Genomic DNA, 17,097 nt, shown 5'->3' on the forward strand with positions numbered 1-17,097 from the left:
ATAGCGTGCGGGCGTCTCCGCCTTTTTTTTATATCATCCGTTTTTTTCCCTTCCCCAAACCCGCCCCCGGCGCTTTTTTTGCCCTTCCACACCACCCTTCCAAAAATCCGACTCTGAATCAAGGGAATAGAGCATGATGTCGGCCGAAAACCGCTCACACTTTTCGGCATCATGCTCTGGACCAGGCGAATTCTTGCCTTGAAACGCACGCTTCGGGTTTCTAGGGTCTCGCCGCAGCTACATAAGGAATCCCGGATGCCCCGTTCTGTGATCGAAGCGATCGGCAACACGCCCCTGATCCGCCTCAACAAGGCCTCGGAGCAGACCGGCTGCGAGATCCTGGGCAAGGCCGAGTTCATGAACCCCGGCCAGTCGGTCAAGGATCGCGCCGGCCTGTTCATCATCCGCGACGCCGAACAGCGCGGGCTGTTGAAGCCGGGCGGGGTCATCGTCGAAGGCACGGCAGGCAATACCGGCATTGGCCTGACGCTGGTTGCCAAGGCGCTGGGCTATCGCACAGTGATCGTTATTCCCGACACCCAGAGCCAGGAAAAGAAGGACACGATCAAGCTGCTTGGTGCCGAGCTGATCGAAGTGCCGGCGGTGCCTTACAAGAACCCCAACAATTACGTGAAACTGTCGGGGCGGTTGGCCGAGCAGATGGCGAGGTCGGAGCCGAACGGCGCGATCTGGGCCAACCAGTTCGACAACGTTGCCAATCGCGACGGCCATATCCGCACCACGGCGGAAGAAATCTGGATGCAGACCGGCGGCAAGGTCGACGGTTTCGTCTCGGCGGTGGGTTCGGGCGGAACGCTGGCCGGCGTCGCCTTCGGGCTGAAGGCCAAGAGCAGCAACGTCAAGATCGCGCTCGCCGATCCGCTGGGTGCGGCGCTCTATTCCTTCTACACCAGTGGCGAATTGAAGTCCGACGGCAGCTCGATCACCGAAGGGATAGGGCAGGGGCGCATCACGGCAAATCTCGATGGGTTCACGCCGGACTTCTCGTTCCAGGTGCCGGACGAAGAGGCGCTGCCGATCGTCTTCGACCTGATCCAGGAAGAAGGCCTGTGCGTCGGCGGTTCGACCGGCATCAACATTGCCGGCGCGATCCGGCTGGCGCGCGAGCTTGGCCCCGGCCACACCATCGTGACCATCCTTGCCGACTATGGCACGCGCTACCAGTCGAAGCTGTTCAACCCGGAATTCCTGCGTGAGAAGAACCTGCCGGTGCCGGGCTGGATGGATGAGCGCAGCACAATTTCGGTGCCGTATGAGAAGGTCGCCTGATGGCGCACAGAACAGAAGCGCTGTTTCGCGACGACGCCTATCTCAGAGAGGCTGACGCCACCGTTGTCGCCATCAACGAGCGCGGCGGCATCATTCTCGACCGGACCATCTTCTATGCCACATCGGGCGGCCAGCCTGGCGATACCGGCACATTAGAGCGCGCGGACGGCAGCCGCATCGCCATTGCCGCCACCATCACCGGCGAGACCAAGGACGAGATCATCCATGTGCCGGCGCCGGAGCAGCCGGCACCCGAGGTGGGCGAGCGGGTGAAACTCGCCATCGACTGGGAGCGGCGGCATCTCCTGATGCGCATGCACGCAGCTTGCCATTTGCTCACCGTCGTCTGTCCGTTTCCGATTACCGGTGCTGCGGTTTCCGAAGATGACAGCCGCGTCGACTTCGACGCTCCCGATGCCGGCTTCACCAGGGAAGACGTCACCGCCGGGCTGATGGAGCTGGTGCGGGCCGATCATCCGATCTTCGTCAGGCTGATCACCGACGAGGAACTGGCAGCCAATCCTGGCCTGGTGAAATCCAAGACTGTCCGGCCGCCCGCCGGCACCGGCAAGATCCGCCTGGTCTGCATCGGCGACAACGCTTCGATCGACAGCCAGCCCTGCGGCGGCACCCATGTCAAAAGCACCGGCGAAGTCGGTGAAATCCATATCGGCAAGATCGAGAAGAAGGGCCGCGAAAACCGGCGTTTTCGCATTCGCTTCGGACCGATGCCGGTAGCTTGAACGAACCATGATCCCGAAAAGTGGAAGCGGGTTTTCGGGGAAGATCATGGTCAACAGGAAGCAATGCTTCGCCAAGGCGGAGCAGGAGAAGAACAATGGCCGATGACAGCCCTTTCACCGTCGATGCGGACTGGTTGCAGAGCCGTCTTGGCGAGCCCGGCCTGACGATCGTCGATGCATCCTGGTATCTGCCGGCGCAGAAGCGCGATGCGCGCGCCGAGTATGAGGCTGCGCATATTCCGGGTGCGCGATTCTTCGATCATGATGCGGCCTCCGATCCTGATGCCAAGCTGCCGCACACGCTGCCCTCGCCACAGCATTTCGCGCAATATGTCGGCGCCATGGGAATTTCGGCCGACGACACCATTGTCGTCTATGACGGTCCGGGTTTCTTCTCGGCGCCGCGCGCCTGGTGGATGTTCCGCGTCATGGGCGTGTTCCAGGTCTATGTGCTCGACGGCGGCTTCGACCGCTGGAAGGCGGCGGGCCGGCCGGTGACGGCGGAGCTGACCAAGATCGCGCCGAATGTGTTTCATGCCGATTTCGATGCCGCTCGCGTCGCCAGCCTTGCCGACATGCGCCGCATCGTCGAGACTGGCGAGAGCCAGATTGCGGACGCCCGAGGCGCGGGCCGCTTCACCGGCGCCGAGCCAGAGCCCCGCGCGGGTGTTCGCTCCGGCCACATGCCCGGCGCGCACAATTTGCCTTATTCGGCGCTGTCACAGGACGGCGCGCTGTTGTCGAAGGACCAGTTGCGCAAGGCCGTTGAGGATGCCGGTATCGATCTGTCGAAACCGGTCGTCACCTCTTGCGGTTCCGGCATCACGGCGGCTGTCGTCACTCTGGCGCTGGAGACGCTCGGCCACACCGACAACCGGCTCTACGACGGCTCATGGACGGAATGGGGCGGGCTGGCAGACACGCCCGTGGTGACGGGCAAGGAATGATGGCGATGGAAAATGGCGCGCTGGACGACATCGAGGTTACGGTCACGTTTCTGGAAATGCATGTGCCGCCGGCCTATTCGCCGCCGTTGCCCTACAACAGGCAGATCGCGCTGCTCAGGACCAAGGACATTCCGCTGCATTTCTACCGCTATCTGATGGATCGGGTCGGACGCAAATGGCACTGGGTCAATGTGCTGAGGCTGGACGATGACGAGCTTGCCGCCGGCATCCACCGCGAGGACCGCGACATCAGGGTGCTTTATCTCGACGGCGCGCCGGCCGGGTTCTTCGACCTCAAGCCGCATTTGCCAGAGGAAGTCGAACTCGCTTATTTCGGCATGATGGAACATGCGACCGGGCAAGGCATTGGCCGTTGGTTCCTCGGTGCGGCGATCGCCGCAGCATGGTCGTATGGGCCGAAACGGGTGACGGTGCAGACCTGCACGCTCGACCATCCGGCTGCCTTGCCGCTCTACCAGAAGCTCGGTTTTGCGCCGGTGGCGCAAAAGAAGGAGACCGTGCATCCGCTGTCGTTCGCCGAGCGCTCGGCCAGCGTCATGCGGCCGTGACTTTCTCCGACTGAAGGCCGAACCGACCGTTCATGGCGAGGAATTCCTGCTCGTGCGGACTCAGGACGAGAACTGGCGCAGCCGCCGGGTGACGCTGCGCCGCTTCGACGATTTCATCCGCTGAGCCGGCGCGGGACCTGCCCAATGCCGAAGCAGTCCGGCCTGAGACTGGCCGGGCTGCTGACAGTTGACAGGAATCGGGTGGGAAGCACCTCGGCGGGGGCATAATTTCCGGTCAACCACACCGGAGATTTAGCCATGACCGTCCAGTTCAAAGCCTTGCCGACTGAAGATGTGAGAGCGCTGCAGCGCGGCGGGGCGGACGCCTATGGCCAAACGCCGGAGCGGAAGGTTTCCGATGGCGACGGCGTGCCGTGCCGGCATTGCCTGAGAAACGTCGCCGAAGGCGATGGCTATCTGATCATGGCCTATCGGCCGTTTCCGGCGTTGCAGCCTTACGCCGAGACAGGGCCGATCTTCCTGCATGCGCAGGAATGCGAACGCGCAGCCGAGACGGAAGCGCTTCCAGAGATCCTTGAGAGCAGCGACTATATCGTGCGCGGCTATGGTGCGGACGACCGCATCGTCTATGGCAGCGGCGGCGTCATTCCGACTGGCGGCATTGCGGCGCGGGCAGAGACGCTGTTTGAGCGCGACGACATCGCCTATGTCCACGTCCGCTCGGCGCGCAACAATTGTTATCAGTGCCGCATCGAGCGTTTCTGACAAAAAGATGCCCGCCGGTGGTCTGGCGGGCAGTTGGGAACCGTGTGACGGCTCGATCCGTCAAGTTGGCATCCCTGTCTGCGCATGTTTTTCGAATGGCTGATGTGAAGCACTTCACATAAGCGCCGCGATCGTCGCCGGCGTGGTGGCGCGCCGATTGCCGGTGAGCTGTCGCACTCCCGTCGCATTCGTCCATTAAAAGACGAGTGTCGATGGATTTGCCGACCGCGGATGAACCGGCGGGGATCTCGACAACCGAGGAAGCGGGGCTTTGGCTCCGCTTTTTGTTGTCCGCCGGCCTGTTCAATGCCGATGTCAGGTTTTGCGCAAAGAAAAAGCCCGCCGGAATTGACCGACGGGCTTCGACCGTTGCCGGAGCGGCTTTAGTTGAATTTATACTTCGCGCCGAGGCGAACGGTCTGGAAGGAAGGCTCGTCGGTCAGGAAGCCGCCCGAACCGAAATCCTCTTTCTCATACTGCGAATAGCGGTATTCGAGACCAAGCGTCATGTTGCTGGAGACGGCCGTTTCCAGGCCGCCGCCGACCGAGAAGCCGCTTGAGCCCCAGTCGGTGATGTCGCCGCCAGGCGAAGCATGCAGGTCGAAATGCTGCCAGCTGTAGCCACCGAGGACATAGGCCAGCGTCGATTCGTTGACCTTGGCGCCGATGCGGGCCAGGGCATCGAAGCCATAGTCGGCATCGCCTTTGATCGACCCACCCGGAATGTCCAACTTCGAGCGTATGCCGGAATAGCGGGCGTCGACCAGAACGCCGGCGACCCAGCCGCCGAAATCATGGTCGTAACCGATGCTCGCCTCGCCGAACACGCCTTCGCCGCCGATGCCATCCAATTCGAGGGCGCTGGCGAGCGTCAGGTCATGCACCACGGTGCCGGCGCCAAGCGCGCCGCCGACATAGAAGCCGGTCCAGTTGTAGGTCGGAGCAGCAAACGAGGCACCGCCGCCATTCTGGGCGCCGAAGCGGTAGTTGGCCGCGATGTGGAAGGTGTGGCTGGACGGCTCGACATCCAGAGAGGTTCCCGGGCCGCCGATAATGCCGAGGTCAGCCACCGAGTCGTCGCCATAGTTGGCGTAGCGGTACTCGGTCTTAATCGTCCAGTTGCCGCGCAGCACGGTTTCCATGCCAACGCCGACGACATAGCCGCCACGGTTCTCCGTGAAATCAAGACCGTCGGCAAAGCCCGAACCCTCGAGCTTGAAATGGTTCCAAGTGTAGCCGCCGAGCACATAGCCGAGCGTATCGGGGTTCAGGAGATAGCCGGCGCGCAAGCCGACGTCGAAGCCATAAGCGTTCGTCAGGTCGATATCAGCGCCCGGAAGGCTGATCGACGGACCGATATTCCCGATGTTGGCGTCGATGAAGCCGCCGAGCAGGAAGCGTTCAGAGACCATGTAGTCGTAGCCGGCGGTGATTTCGCCAAACACGCCGTTGCCGCCGATGCCATTGAAGTCGAGAAACGGGTCGACGCTGATGCGGTGCACGGTGGCGCCGAAGCCGCCGCCGATGCCGACATAGGCGCCGCTCCAGTTGAAACCGGCAGGTTCTTCCACTGGCTGCACAACATCGGCGGCATGCGCTACCGATATCAAAGCCATTGCCGAAACGGCCCCGAGAAGAACGGATTTAGCAGAGATGAACATTTTAGCCCCTTAGCATAAGAACAAACCCGTCCGTGTTCTAACAGGACGCTCGCCAATATTGGAATGACAAAAATGCCACATCGGCAGGCAAAAGCACCGCCAAGCCGGGCCGTTTCGCCGTGATGTTGCCTTAGAGCCCGCAATTTGTGAGCACGCGGCCAATAAAAAACCCGCCGGCGCAACCGGCGGGTGAGGGAGGCAGAACTGCTTGAGTCGATTAAGGCGTCTGGTCAGGCAGCCAGAACCACTTTCGGTTCGACCAGCTCATAGCCGAGTGCTTCGGCGACGGCGCGATTGGTGATCTTGCCCCTGTGGACATTGAGGCCGTTGCGCAAATGGTGGTCGTCGACCAGCGCCTTCAGGCCCTTGTCGGCCAGCTGCAGGCCATAATGCAGCGTCGCGTTGTTGAGCGCGTGCGCCGAGGTCACCGGCACGGCTCCCGGCATGTTGGCGACGCAGTAGTGGATCACGCCGTCGACCTCATAGGTCGGCTCGGCATGGGTAGTGGCGTGCGAGGTCTCGAAACAGCCGCCCTGGTCGATGGCGACGTCGACCAGCACCGAGCCCTTCTTCATGCCCGACAGCATTTCGCGAGTCACCAGCTTGGGTGCAGCAGCACCCGGGATGAGCACGGCGCCGACGACGATGTCGGCCGAGAAGCATTCTTCCTCAAGCGCCTCGACTGTGGAGTAGCGGGTGTGGACGCGGCCTGTAAAGAGGTCGTCCAGCTGGCGCAGGCGCGGGATCGAGCGGTCGATGATGGTGACGTCGGCGCCGAGGCCGACCGCCATGCGGGCGGCATGCAGGCCGACGACGCCGCCGCCGAGCACCGTGACCTTGCCGGGCAGTACGCCGGGCACGCCGCCGAGCAGCACGCCGCGGCCACCATTGGCCTTCTGCAGCGCGGTCGCGCCGGCCTGGATCGACAGGCGGCCGGCAACTTCCGACATCGGCGCCAAGAGCGGCAGGCCGCCGCGGTCGTCGGTTACGGTCTCATAGGCGATTGCGGTGACGCCGGACGCGAGCAGGCCCTTGGTCTGCTCCGGATCCGGGGCCAGGTGAAGATAGGTGTAGAGGATCTGGCCGTCGCGCAGCTGCGCCCATTCGTTGGGCTGCGGCTCCTTGACCTTGACGATCATGTCGGACTTGGCGAACACGTCGGCGGCGCTCTTGGCAATAGTGGCGCCGGCGGCGCGATACGCATTGTCATCGGCGCCGATACCGGCGCCGGCGCCGCTTTCGACCAGCACTTCATGGCCATGCGCGACATATTCGCGGACGGAGCCCGGCGTCAAGCCGACGCGGTATTCGTGGTTCTTGATTTCCTTGGGGCAGCCGACGCGCATAGTCTTCTCCTGATCCGGCCCTTCGGGCTCGTTCCCTGTATCAACCGAGTGAACCACGAATCGTTGCGCAGGTGTTTGCGAATGCGCTTGCGCGGGGTTACGCGTTTCGATAATCGTTGCGCGAAATCAAGGAAATTTCGCAGGAATCACGAGAAATGCCGCTCGACAGGATCGATATCGCCATTCTCGAGGCTCTGCAGAAGGATGGGCGCATACCCAATGCGGCGCTCGCCGAAAGGGTCGGCCTGTCGCAGTCGGCCTGTTCGCGCCGGCTCGACAATCTGGAGAAATCCGGCACCATCCGCGGCTATCACGCCCGGCTTTCGAATGCCGCGCTCGGCCACCAGATGACGGCGATCGTGCACATATCGCTGTCGGGGCAATTCGAAAAGACGCTGTCGGATTTCGAGGCGGCGATCAAGCGCTGCCCCAATGTGCTGTCGTGCCACCTGATGTCGGGCGAATATGACTATATCCTGCGCATCGCCGCCAAGGACCTGGTCGACTATGAGCGCATCCACAAGGAATGGCTGTCGGCGATGCCGCACGTGACCAAGATCAATTCGTCGTTTGCCCTGCGCGAGATCGTCGATCGCACGGCGATGGGCATGAAGCCGGAACTGGCCTAGCCCTGAGCAGTCTCGGTCACCAGCCTATCCATCGGGATGTCGTGCGGCTGCGGGTAGATGGTGGGGATGCGCTGCAGTTCGTAGCCGACGCCGATGACCAATGGCTTGAACGGCATGGCAGCCAGCGTGCGGTCGAAGAAGCCACCGCCATAGCCCAGGCGGTAGTTTTGCGGGTCGATGCCGACGATCGGCGAGATGACGATGTCGGGCAGCACCGGGTCGCCTTCGGCGGGGATAGGGATGTTCCAGACGCCTTTTTCCAGCCGGTCGCCGGGTACATAAGCGCGGAAGATCAGCGGCTGGCCCTTCTCGATGACGACTGGCAGTGCCGTGCGGCCGCCGCGCTGGTTGATCGACGCCATCCACGGCCGCAGGTCCGGCTCGCCGCGAAACGGCCAATAGAGGCTGACCATGCGGCCGGCAATGTCGCCGATTGCCGCGTCGAGCCCTTCGGCGATAGCCCGCGACATCGCCACCCGCGCATCGGCGGAAACCGCCAACCGTGCCGCGATCAGACGCTCGCGCTCGGCCTTGCGCCAACGGCGCACATCGGTCCAGTCGGTCAATGGCGCGCGAAATTCCGGATCGAGTTCGTGCATGAAGCAAGGCGGAGAAGAATATTGCGCCCGCCCTTTGCGATCTTTGTCATCGTCGTTGGCCATGCTTCACTCCCGTGGTTCCAGCCCCTGCAAAGCTATACCCGTCCAGGCTTGCCGACATAGGCATTCGCGACATCCGGCGACGAGTCCTGGGCAGCCTTACGCGCGGCAGTCTAGCGCGCCGCGACATTGTTGCGGTGCACAAAAATCACTAGATAAAGAGAGACAAACAGGGGTGAATGCGATGAGTGAAACCAGCCATCATGTCGTTGTCGTCGGCGCAGGGTTCGGCGGTCTCGAACTCACCCGGGCGCTGGCCGGCGCACCCGTGCGCATCACCATGATCGACAAGCGCAACCATCACCTTTTCCAGCCGCTGCTCTACCAGGTGGCGACCACCTCGCTGGCGACCTCGGAAGTTGCCTGGCCGATCCGTCATCTGCTGCGCAAGCGCGAGGACGTGACGACCCTGCTCGGCAACGTCACCGGCGTCGACCGTCCAGGCAAACGCGTGCTGCTTGAGGACGGCAGTTCTGTTCCCTACGACACGCTGGTGCTCGCCACCGGCGCGCGTCATGCTTATTTCGGCCACGACGAATGGGAGCCTTTCGCGCCTGGGCTGAAGACGCTTGAAGACGCAACCACCATTCGCCGGCGCATCCTGCTCGCCTTCGAGCAGGCCGAGCGCGAGACCGATCCGGCCAAGCGCCAGGCACTGCTGACACTGGTCATCGTCGGCGGCGGCCCGACCGGCGTGGAGCTTGCCGGCACCATTGTCGAACTCGCGCACGAAACGCTGCGCGGCGAATTCCGCAACATCGACACGCGTGAGGCGCGTGTGGTGCTGGTCGAGGCCGGAGACAGGATCCTCGCCAATTTCGCGCCAAAGCTGTCCGACTATGCGCGCAAGGCGCTGGAGCGGCGGGGCGTCACGGTCGAGCTTGGCCGCGCCGTCACGCGCCTCGATGCCGAAGGCGTCGTCTTTGGCGATACGCATCTGCCGGCGCGAACCATCCTGTGGGCCGCCGGCGTAGCGGCTTCGCCCGCTGGAGAGTGGCTGGGAGCGCCGGTGGACCGGGCGGGCAGGGTAATGGTCGAGCCCGATCTGACCGTGCCGAACAGTCCTGAAATCTTCGTCATCGGCGACACCGCGCATGTCTTGCGGCCGGACGGCAAGCCGGTGCCAGGCGTGGCGCCTTCCGCCAAGCAGGAGGGCAAGCACGTCGCCGCGACGATCAGGGCGCGGCTGGCCGGCGATGGCGCGCCGCGCCCTTTCCGCTACAAACATGCCGGCGACCTGGCGACGATCGGCAAGTGGGCAGCCGCGATCGATTTCGGCCGGATCAAGCTCACGGGATGGCTTGCCTGGTGGCTGTGGGGCGTGGCGCATATCTACTTCCTGATCGGCTTCCGCAACCGGCTGTCGGTGTCGCTTAGCTGGCTATGGATCTATTTCACCGGCCAGCGGAGCGCGCGACTGATCACCCAGGGCGATGATAACAAGGGCTGAGGTTCTCAACCGCGGCCAAGGATATTCATCCAGCCGTCACCTTTTGCTGATCGACTGACTTCCCGATGGACATGGCCGGTTTTCGGCGCGAAGCTTCCGCCCGGGGCTGGGATCTTGTCACGTCGCTGGGAAGGAAAACCAATGTCACATTTGCTCAACCCCGTCTCCCGCCGTAGTTTTCTTGCCGGTGCGGCCGCCAGCGGGGCGCTGATCATGCTGCATCCGTTTTCCGCCCGCGCGCAGGCCAACCAGGCGCATCTGAGGATCATGGAGACCACCGACATCCATGTGAATGTGCTGCCTTACGACTACTACGCCGATAAAGCCAACGACACGATGGGCCTGTCGCGGACGGCCTCACTGATCGCGGCGGTGCGCAAGGAAGCCACCAATGCGATGCTGATCGACAATGGCGATCTTTTGCAGGGCAATCCGATGGGCGATTACATCGCCTATGAGAAGGGCCTCAAGGAAGGCGATCTGCATCCGATCATGAAGGGCATGAACCTGCTGGGCTATGAATGCTCGACGCTCGGCAATCACGAGTTCAATTACGGCCTGTCGTTCCTCGACAAGGTGCTGGCCGGAGCCAATTTCCCCTTCGTCTGCGCCAATCTGATCCGCGGCACCGAGCTTGCCGCCAACCCGCGCGACGACAAGCTCTACCTCAAGCCCTATGTCATCCTCGACAAGAAGATCAAGGACGGGTCGGGCGTCGAGCAGCCGATCAAGATCGGCATCATCGGCTTCGTGCCGCCGCAGATCATGGTCTGGGACCTGAAGAACCTGGAAGGCAATGTCAGGACGCGCGACATCGTCGAGGCGGCCAGGGCATGGGTGCCGCAGATCAAGGAGGAGGGCGCCGACATCGTCATCGCGCTCTCGCATTCCGGCATCGATATCAAGCAGGGCGACGGCATGGAGAACGCCTCCTTCTTCGTCGCCGGCGTCGAAGGCATCGATGCGGTGTTCACCGGCCATCAGCATTTGGTCTTCCCCGGCAAGAAGGATTTTCAGGCGCTCGATGGCGTCGACACCGAGAAAGGCACGCTGCAGGGCAAGCCCGCCGTGATGGGCGGTTTCTGGGGCTCGCATATGGGACTGATCGATCTGCTTCTGGAACGGGACGGATCGAAATGGCGCGTAGCCTCGGCCACATCTGAGGCAAGGCCGATCTACGAGCGCGTCGACAAGGCAAACAAGCCGACGGTGGCGGACGACCAGCGCGTCGTCGATGCGCTGAAGGCGGACCATGAGGCGACACTTGCCTATGTCCGCCGACCGGTCGGCAAGACCTCGGCGCCGCTCTATTCCTATTTCGCGCTGGTCGCCGACGATCCGTCGGTGCAGATCGTCAACCAGGCGCAGAGCTGGTACCTCAAGGACATATTAAAAAGCACGCAGTGGAAGGACGTGCCGCTGCTGTCGGCGGCGGCGCCCTTCAAGGCCGGCGGGCGCAACGGCGCCGACTACTATACCGACGTGCCGGTGGGCGACATCGCCATCAAGAACGTCGCCGACCTCTATCTCTATCCGAACACGGTTCGTGCCGTCGAAATCACCGGCGCGCAAGTGAAGGAATGGCTGGAAATGTCGGCCGGCATTTTCAGGAAGATCGAGCCGGGCAAAGCCGACCAGGCGCTCATCGACACCGAATTCCCGTCCTACAATTTCGATGTGATCGATGGCGTCAGCTACGGAATAGACCTGTCGCAGCTGCCGAAATACGATGCCAAGGGTGGCGTCGCCAATGCCGGCTCGAACCGCATCGTCGGCCTCAGCTTCGACGGCAAGCCGATTGATCCGGCAGCGAAATTCGTCGTCGCCACCAACAATTACCGCGCCGGCGGTGGCGGCAATTTCCCCGACATCAATGCCTCGAAGATCATCTACGAGGCGCCGGACACCAACCGCGACGTGATCGTGCGCTACGTCGTCAGCGAAGGCACGATCAACCCCTCGGCCGACGACAATTGGTCGTTCACGCCGCTGCCCGGCACCAGCGTCGTGTTCGAGACCGGCCCCAAAGCGAAGGATTTCATATCTGGGGTGAAATCGCTCAAGATCGAGCCGGCCGGCGAGGGCGAATCCGGGTTTGCGAAGTATCGCATCCTGCTTTGAGGCAACGTGCAGCTAACAGGGAAAACGAGCGGGCATACGCCCGCTCAATCACGCTTCGGATCAGGCTTTGTAGACCACTTGGCGCACGTCGATGTAGCTGGCTCTAAAGCCGGCTTCGCAATAGTGGAGATAAAATTCCCAAAGCTTCTTGAAGCGGTCGTCGAAGCCGAGCGGGACGATCTTTTCCCACGACGCCCAGAAGCGGTTGCGCCATTCGGCAAGCGTGCGGGCATAGTCGTCCGGAAAGACGCGCTCGCGCAGATGGGCAAGGCCATGGTCGCTGCCCAGCGTCTTCAGGATCGACGGCGTCGGCAGCATGCCGCCTGGGAAGACATAGCGCTGGATGAAATCCGGCCTCGCCCGATAGGTGTCGTAGGCGGCCTCGTTGATGGTGATGATCTGCAGGCCGGCGGTGCCGCCGGGCCTCAAGCACGCCTTCATCTTGCCGAAAAATACCGGCCAATATTTTTCGCCGACCGCCTCGAACATCTCGATCGAGGCGATGCGGTCGTAAGTGCCCGTTTCGTCTCGGTAATCCTGCAGCTTGATGTCGACCTTGTCAGACAGTCCCGCCTTCTGGATGCGCGCCTTGGCGAAATCGTGCTGTTCGCGGCTGATGGTCAGGCCGGTGACGCGGCAGCCGATCTCGCGCGCGGCAAATTCGGCAAAACCGCCCCAGCCGCAGCCGATCTCGAGCACATGGTCCTTCTTGCCGATGCCGGTATCCTTGGCCAGCGCGCGGTATTTGGCGGCCTGAGCGCTTTCCAGGTCGTTGGCGCCGGTCGCATAGAGCGCCGACGAATAGGTCATGCTGGGATCGAGCCATTGCTTGTAGAAGGCGTTGCCGAGATCGTAATGCGCCGAGATGTTGCGCTTCGAGCCGGTGCGGGTGTTTTCGTTGAACCAGTGGCGGATGCGCTGGACCGTGTTGATGAGCCAGTTGGCGCCGCCGGCAATGCGTTCCCCAACGGCCGAGTTGACGACGAACAGTTCGAGGAAGCTGGTTACATCAGGGCTTTCCCAGTCGCCGTCCATGTAGGATTCGGCAACGCCGATGGTGCCGCCGGAAAAGGCACGGCCGGGCAGGCGCCAGTTCTTCAACACCAGCTCGGCATCCGGCCCGGGTCCGTTGCCGCCGACAAGCACCGCCCGGCCATCCGGCATCCTCACCTTCAGCGAACCGCGCGGCAATTTCATCGCCGCCGACAGCACCATGCGCGCCTTGGCCGGCAGGCCCTTGACGATCTCGGCGAAATTGAGTTCGTCCAGCCTGATGGCGTCGCCGATGCCTTTGTATTCCCTGACAGCCATCTCACACCCCCCTGGACTTCCGCGGGGGCGGCGCAAGATCTGCCGGCCTCCACATCCTCCACTTTCATTCGCCAGGCGCGAACGCCGTAGCCTGCTTAAATTTTCGCCACAATCTTCCACCGCATCGACCGGAACTTCAAGAGGCAAGCCGTGCCCGGCACTGGCCCAGGTGGCGTGCCTGGGGCCAGAATCGGTGAGGGCGAGCAACCGCCGGTGAAATCGCTATGGTTAGGAACAGCCACATACGTTAGTTTCAGCCATGCGTTACGTCATCGTCATCACCGCCATCGCCTTTTTCCTGATCTGGGATGGCCTCTATAATCAGGGCCGCTATCTCGACACGACGGTCAGGGAAATGTCGCGCGTCGTGCGCTACGTCACCGGCAAAGCCTAGCTTTTGCGCCTCTGCAAAGTCGCCTGCCGGCATTGCCGGGCGCGACATCGTGGCGGTTGACGCGACGGTCCCGCTCACACAAAACATGCCGCAAATCGAACGTGGAGGCAGGTGTGATCCGGCATATCGTTTTCTTCAGCGCGCGGCGCAAGGACGATGTCGAGGCCGTGCGCACGGGCTTGCTCGCGCTGGGCAAGATCCCGCATTCAAGCCTCTTCGAGGTGACGCTCAACACCAAGGTCGATCCGCTGTCGGATGCGATCGACGTGGTCGTCTATGCCGAGTTCGAGGATGATGCCGCGCTTGCCGCCTACAAGGCGCACCCGCTCTATGCCGAGACGACCAGTCGGGTCAAACCATTGCGCGAATTGCGCTATTCGGCCGATGTCGTGGCGATGGCCTGATCGGGCTGGCAAGAGGCCTTGAACCGATTTCCGGAATGATGCACACCGCGCCGGCATGACCAGCACGATCCATCCGCTTGACCATCTTGTGTTGCCGACGGCGAGCCTCGCCGTGGCGCGGGCGCGGCTGACATCGCTTGGCTTCATCGTCGCACCAACCGGCATCCACCCTTTCGGCACCGAAAATTGCTGCGTCTTCTTCGCCGACGGCACCTACCTCGAACCGCTGGCGGTCGGGAATGAACAGGCTGCAGACGAGGCATTTGCCGGTGGCAATGTCTTTGTCGCGCGCGACCGGCTCTATCGCGCCAGGCTGGGCGATGAGGGCTTTTCCGCCGTGGTGCTGGCCACCGACGATGCCGATGCGGACCATGCGCGCTTTATCAAAGCCGGCCTGTCGGCGGGAGACGTACTGAGCTTTTCCCGCGCCTTCACCGACACGGCCGGAAAGAGCGACATGGCCTCGTTCAAACTGGCTTTCGCCGCCGGCGCCGAGACGATGGACGCCTTTCTGTTCGCTTGCGAGCGGATCAACGCCCCTCAAATCGACCGTACGGCACTGCAGGCCCATGCCAACGGCGTGACCGGCATTGCCGAAATCGTCGCGGTCAGCGGCGTGCCATCCGAAAAGCGCCACCTGATCGAGACAGCGACGGGTTCGAGGCAGAGGAGCAGCACGGCGTTCGACCTGGCGAACGCGCGTTTGAGCGTTCTCAAGCCCGCGGCTTTCGCTGAGCGCTTCGGCATGTCGGCTGGCGCGCCGACGGACCTTCGCTTCGCCGCGATCGTCTTTTCGGCCCGCAGTGTCGGCGCTGTCGCGAGGCTGCTTGCAGACAACGCCGTCGGGCACGATATAGCGGGCAACGAAATCGTCGTGCAGCCGGCATCCGGACAGGGCGCGGCTTTCATCTTCCGGGAGACCCCATGAGCAAGCCGCAAGGGCCCAATTCGCTGGCGCCGAATTCGTCAGTAACCGTCGGCAACGTCGTCTTCGACAACAGCGGGCCCTTGGCGTTGATCGCCGGCCCGTGCCAGTTCGAATCGCGCCAGCACGCTTTCGACATGGCCGGCGCGCTGAAGGAACTGACCGGCAAGCTCGGCATCGGCCTCGTCTACAAGACCAGCTACGACAAGGCCAACCGCACCTCGCTGTCGGCAACGCGCGGCGCCGGCATGGACGCGGCGCTTCCGGTGTTCGACGAGTTGCGCAAGGCGTTTTCGCTTCCCATTCTGACCGATGTCCACACCGAGGAGCAGTGCGCGATCGTCGCACACCATGTCGATGTGCTGCAGATTCCGGCCTTCCTGTCGCGCCAGACCGACATGCTGGTCGCCGCCGCCAAGACCGGCAAGGTGATCAACGTCAAGAAGGGGCAATTCCTGGCGCCTTGGGACATGAAGAACGTGGTGGCCAAGATCACCGGTTCGGGCAACCTCAATGTGCTGACCACCGAGCGCGGCGCGTCTTTCGGCTACAACACGCTAGTGTCGGACATGCGGGCTTTGCCTGTGATGGCCGAGATCGGCGCGCCGGTGATTTTCGACGCCACCCATTCGGTGCAGCAGCCGGGCGGGCAGGGCGGTTCCTCCGGTGGTGAGCGCCGCTTTGTCGAGACGCTGGCGCGGGCTGCCGTCGCCGTCGGCGTCGCCGGCGTGTTCATAGAGACCCACCAGGATCCCGACAATTCGACCTCCTCCGACGGGCCCAACATGCTGCCGCTGAAGGACATGCCGGCGCTGCTCGAAAGACTGATGGCATTCGACCGCATCGCCAAGAATGCTGCTGACCTGAACCGAGGCTGATGGTTTCGGCTATGGCGCGCGCGCTGCCCTGCTTGTGGAAGGCATAAGCCGGCTGTAGGCTCGCTCCTGCAAATGAGCGTCTTGGCAGGAGGAAGCCATGTCCGTCGCCCGCGTCACCGAAATCACGTCGTCGTCGAAAAAGAGCTTTCAGGACGCCATCGAGAAGGGGATTGAGCGCGCATCCAAAACCCTGAAGAACGTCGAAGGCGCTTGGATCCAGGACCAGAAGATCGTCGTCGAGGACGGCAGGATCGCGGCGTATCGCGTCAACATGAAGGTGACGTTCATCCTCGCGGAGTAACCGCCCGCTCGAAAAAACGGGAACTTTCGCCCGCGCACCTCATTGTCAAAGTATAGATCAATGACATGAGGAGCATCAGCCATGACCACCCAAACAGGCCACACCGAAGCAATCGCCGCTTCGCGCGTCATCGGCACGTCGGTCTACAACACCGAGGGCACGAGCATCGGCAGCATCGAGGACATCATGCTCGACAAGACGTCGAACGGCATCATGTTCGCGGTGATCGGGTTCGGTGGATTTCTCGGCATTGGCGAGAAGTATCACGCCATTCCGTGGGCGAGCCTCGACTATGACGAGGACAAGGGCGGCTATGTCGTGCCGTTCTCGAAGGAGCAGCTGAAGGCAGCACCCGCCTATTCGATCAATGAACTGGCCGGCGCCGATGGCGAGGCCGCGCGTGATGCTTCCTATGATTACTACAAGGTCACGCCGTATTGGCATTGATCAGCTGCGCTGACGCCTGACGTGAAAAGGCCCCCGAATTCCGAAACGGGGGCCTTTTCAGTGCAACCCGACAGTTTCTAAATTATTCTGCCGCATGAAACGTGGACAGCTGCGTCGCCGCCCTTGGCGGCTGCTGCGTATCGCAGGACGTCAGGAACGCCGCCGCGATCAGGAACAAACTCACGATACCGCTCAACTCGGACATGGCGAAACTCCTCCTGTTTCGCCCCGCGCATCACCATCCTAGTCGACACAGAGATTGTTATCTCTGAATTATGATGACGTGGTGTTGTCGA

The 17,097-nt window shown here is 62.5% G+C and carries 19 protein-coding genes and 1 pseudogene; 15 read left to right on the forward strand and 5 right to left on the reverse strand.

Features of this window, described 5'->3' with window-relative positions:
• Nucleotides 1-255 precede the first annotated feature (255 nt).
• From NKI64_RS30185 to NKI64_RS30210, 6 genes and pseudogenes are all read left to right on the forward strand, one after another.
• Nucleotides 256-1,290 (forward strand): cysteine synthase A, encoded by a 1,035-nt coding sequence (locus NKI64_RS30185; RefSeq protein ID WP_023816020.1) that lies wholly within the window; start codon nt 256-258, stop codon nt 1,288-1,290.
• Nucleotides 1,290-2,033, forward strand: coding sequence for an alanyl-tRNA editing protein (locus NKI64_RS30190; RefSeq protein WP_023691265.1), 744 nt, complete (start codon nt 1,290-1,292; stop codon nt 2,031-2,033). The genes NKI64_RS30185 and NKI64_RS30190 overlap by 1 nt, the downstream gene beginning before the upstream one ends.
• Before the next feature lie 95 nt (nt 2,034-2,128).
• Nucleotides 2,129-2,980, forward strand: coding sequence for a 3-mercaptopyruvate sulfurtransferase (sseA, locus tag NKI64_RS30195; protein WP_023824957.1), 852 nt, complete (start codon nt 2,129-2,131; stop codon nt 2,978-2,980).
• A gap of 5 nt (nt 2,981-2,985) precedes the next feature.
• Nucleotides 2,986-3,549 carry a GNAT family N-acetyltransferase gene (locus NKI64_RS30200; RefSeq protein ID WP_023682574.1) on the forward strand — a complete coding sequence of 188 codons (564 nt, stop codon included), beginning with the start codon at nt 2,986-2,988 and terminating at the stop codon, nt 3,547-3,549.
• Nucleotides 3,550-3,568: 19 nt separating this feature from the next.
• Nucleotides 3,569-3,673: pseudogene (locus NKI64_RS30205) on the forward strand (OmpA family protein); the annotation flags it as partial.
• 134 nt (nt 3,674-3,807) lie between these two features.
• A complete protein-coding gene (locus NKI64_RS30210; RefSeq protein WP_023824955.1) occupies nt 3,808-4,275 on the forward strand; it encodes a DUF1203 domain-containing protein in 468 nt (155 codons plus the stop codon).
• Nucleotides 4,276-4,658: 383 nt separating this feature from the next.
• Here NKI64_RS30210 and NKI64_RS30215 read toward each other — a convergent pair whose 3' ends face one another.
• Complete coding sequence (locus NKI64_RS30215) at nt 4,659-5,891, reverse strand: outer membrane protein (protein ID WP_352671781.1); 1,233 nt, start codon at nt 5,889-5,891, stop codon at nt 4,659-4,661.
• A gap of 275 nt (nt 5,892-6,166) precedes the next feature.
• Nucleotides 6,167-7,282, reverse strand: coding sequence for an alanine dehydrogenase (gene ald / locus NKI64_RS30220; RefSeq protein ID WP_023713244.1), 1,116 nt, complete (start codon nt 7,280-7,282; stop codon nt 6,167-6,169).
• A gap of 155 nt (nt 7,283-7,437) precedes the next feature.
• Between ald and NKI64_RS30225 the strand changes: the two genes are divergently transcribed.
• A complete protein-coding gene (locus NKI64_RS30225) occupies nt 7,438-7,911 on the forward strand; it encodes an Lrp/AsnC family transcriptional regulator (protein ID WP_023668897.1) in 474 nt (157 codons plus the stop codon).
• Here the strand turns inward: NKI64_RS30225 and NKI64_RS30230 are convergent.
• Nucleotides 7,908-8,573 (reverse strand): 5-formyltetrahydrofolate cyclo-ligase, encoded by a 666-nt coding sequence (locus NKI64_RS30230; RefSeq protein ID WP_352671784.1) that lies wholly within the window; start codon nt 8,571-8,573, stop codon nt 7,908-7,910. The two genes, NKI64_RS30225 and NKI64_RS30230, sit on opposite strands and share 4 nt — an antisense overlap.
• A 181-nt stretch (nt 8,574-8,754) precedes the next feature.
• Here NKI64_RS30230 and NKI64_RS30235 point away from each other — a divergent pair, with 181 nt between their 5' ends.
• Both NKI64_RS30235 and NKI64_RS30240 read left to right on the forward strand, forming a co-directional pair.
• The gene (locus NKI64_RS30235; RefSeq protein WP_023682568.1) at nt 8,755-10,020 is read left to right on the forward strand and encodes an NAD(P)/FAD-dependent oxidoreductase; all 1,266 of its coding nucleotides are present in this window, start codon (nt 8,755-8,757) and stop codon (nt 10,018-10,020) included.
• 141 nt (nt 10,021-10,161) lie between these two features.
• Entirely contained in the window at nt 10,162-12,141 is a 1,980-nt protein-coding gene (locus NKI64_RS30240) for a bifunctional 2',3'-cyclic-nucleotide 2'-phosphodiesterase/3'-nucleotidase (protein WP_023682567.1), read from the forward strand.
• 60 nt (nt 12,142-12,201) lie between these two features.
• Here the strand turns inward: NKI64_RS30240 and NKI64_RS30245 are convergent, their stop codons facing one another.
• Nucleotides 12,202-13,452: an SAM-dependent methyltransferase gene (locus tag NKI64_RS30245; RefSeq protein ID WP_023668904.1), complete on the reverse strand. Its 1,251-nt coding sequence runs from the start codon at nt 13,450-13,452 to the stop codon at nt 12,202-12,204.
• 259 nt (nt 13,453-13,711) lie between these two features.
• Between NKI64_RS30245 and NKI64_RS30250 the strand changes: the two genes are divergently transcribed.
• From NKI64_RS30250 to NKI64_RS30275, 6 genes are all read left to right on the forward strand, one after another.
• A complete protein-coding gene (locus tag NKI64_RS30250; protein ID WP_023668905.1) occupies nt 13,712-13,846 on the forward strand; it encodes a hypothetical protein in 135 nt (44 codons plus the stop codon).
• Nucleotides 13,847-13,959: 113 nt separating this feature from the next.
• Entirely contained in the window at nt 13,960-14,250 is a 291-nt protein-coding gene (locus tag NKI64_RS30255) for a Dabb family protein (RefSeq protein ID WP_023682566.1), read from the forward strand.
• 55 nt (nt 14,251-14,305) lie between these two features.
• Nucleotides 14,306-15,178 carry a VOC family protein gene (locus NKI64_RS30260; protein WP_023714175.1) on the forward strand — a complete coding sequence of 291 codons (873 nt, stop codon included), beginning with the start codon at nt 14,306-14,308 and terminating at the stop codon, nt 15,176-15,178.
• Nucleotides 15,175-16,053: a 3-deoxy-8-phosphooctulonate synthase gene (gene kdsA, locus NKI64_RS30265; protein ID WP_031196594.1), complete on the forward strand. Its 879-nt coding sequence runs from the start codon at nt 15,175-15,177 to the stop codon at nt 16,051-16,053. Before NKI64_RS30260 ends, kdsA begins: the two co-directional genes overlap by 4 nt.
• A gap of 97 nt (nt 16,054-16,150) precedes the next feature.
• On the forward strand, nt 16,151-16,354 hold the full coding sequence (locus NKI64_RS30270) for a dodecin family protein (RefSeq protein ID WP_023668908.1): 204 nt from the start codon (nt 16,151-16,153) through the stop codon (nt 16,352-16,354).
• Nucleotides 16,355-16,435: 81 nt separating this feature from the next.
• Entirely contained in the window at nt 16,436-16,801 is a 366-nt protein-coding gene (locus NKI64_RS30275) for a PRC-barrel domain-containing protein (protein WP_023668909.1), read from the forward strand.
• Nucleotides 16,802-16,883: 82 nt separating this feature from the next.
• On the opposite strand, the gene NKI64_RS30280 is transcribed toward NKI64_RS30275, so the two are convergent.
• Nucleotides 16,884-17,006 (reverse strand): hypothetical protein, encoded by a 123-nt coding sequence (locus NKI64_RS30280; RefSeq protein WP_023668910.1) that lies wholly within the window; start codon nt 17,004-17,006, stop codon nt 16,884-16,886.
• Nucleotides 17,007-17,097 lie beyond the last annotated feature (91 nt).

The sequence above is a fragment of the Mesorhizobium sp. M0478 genome (assembly GCF_040321305.1).
GTDB lineage: Bacteria > Pseudomonadota > Alphaproteobacteria > Rhizobiales > Rhizobiaceae > Mesorhizobium.